Genomic DNA, 1,370 nt, shown 5'->3' on the forward strand with positions numbered 1-1,370 from the left:
TGCTCGACGCCTTTCTTGTCTTCGATGCGAAACTCGTTGTAGCCCTTGCCGCCCGGTGAACTGAGGGTTTTGAAGGTGCTGCGGGTCTTGTTTGCCGGCAGGTCGTAGGGGACGACGTTTTCCTTGTGGTACAGGCAACCGGTGACCAGCGGCTGATCGGGGTCGCCTTCGAGGAAGGTGACGAGGACTTCCATGCCGATCCGCGGGATGGCGATGCCGCCGTAAGCCGCACCGGCCCAGCCACTGGCGACGCGCATCCAGCAGGTGGTTTTGTCGTTGGCCTGGCCTTCGCGGTCCCAGTGGAACTGCACCTTGATGCGGCCGTATTCGTCGCAGTGAATTTCTTCGCCGGCGGGGCCGGTGACGATGGCGGTCTGGCTGCCGAGGACTTTCGGTTTCGGGTGTTCGAGGGCAGGGCGGTAGTGTGCGTCCCACGGGGTGGCGAGGAAGCTGTTGCGGTATCCCTGGTGGAAATCGCTTTTGTTGTCGGTGACGTCGCTGGTGACGTTTTCGCCGAGCACTTGCGGCTGTTTGCCTTCGTGGAAGACTTCCAGCAGCAGCCAGAGGTCGTTCCACTCGGCGCGCGGGTGCTCGGCGAGGGTGAGGAAATGGCCGCTGGTGAGGGTCGGTTCGTCACCTTTGCCTTCGGCGAGTTTGTAATCGCTGCGGTGGCGTTCGAGCGCGCGGGCGGACAGCAGTTTGCCGCGCTCGCGAGTGGTGAAGCGGCCGGGGTAATCATAGTCTTCGAGGTCCGGGGCAAAAGCCGACTTGGCCGTGCCTTCCGGCAGGATCTGCGGTTTTTCGAAGTCGTAATCGCGACGGCTGACGCGGGTGGTGCGGGTTTCCAGACGCAGGTTGAAGCGCTTGATCACCGGTTTGTCGGCGGCCATGCCGGAGTCTTGCTGGTAGCTCACGGCTTTGAGTTTTCGGAACACCGTCTGGTCGTCACCGAACACCAGTTTGTGGCCGCTGCTGCTGTGCTGGAAGTGGAAGTGGATGCCTTCCTCTTCGCACAGGCGCTGGATGAAATGCAGGTCGGACTCGTCGTACTGCACGCAGTAATCGCGTTGCGGGTACTCGGCGCCGAGCTGGAAGCTGTAGGCGTCGGCCAGAATGCCCCGCGCTTCGAGCACCTGGCCGATAATCTTCGGCACGCTCAGCTGCTGGAAAATCTGCTGATCGTGGTTGTGCCGCAGGTACGCCAGTTGCGGCACCAGGCTGATGCTGTAACGGGTCAGGGTCTTGCCGGAATCGCCTTGTTCGATGCGATACACCAGGCCATGAATCTTGCCTTCGCCCGTGGCGCCGAAGGTCAGGACACCGGGCTTGTGCAGCAGCTCTTCAAGTTTCAGATCGGGGCGGGCGCTGAC

Annotated in this window: 1 protein-coding gene; it reads right to left on the minus strand. The window is 62.1% G+C overall.

Annotated elements, in window-relative coordinates; all coding sequences use genetic code 11:
• The coding region (locus F2P67_RS27465) for a type VI secretion system Vgr family protein (RefSeq protein ID WP_166226376.1) at positions 1-1,370 on the minus strand (1,370 nt) is incomplete at both ends.

The organism is Pseudomonas atagonensis, assembly GCF_011369485.1.
Taxonomy (GTDB): domain Bacteria; phylum Pseudomonadota; class Gammaproteobacteria; order Pseudomonadales; family Pseudomonadaceae; genus Aquipseudomonas; species Aquipseudomonas atagonensis.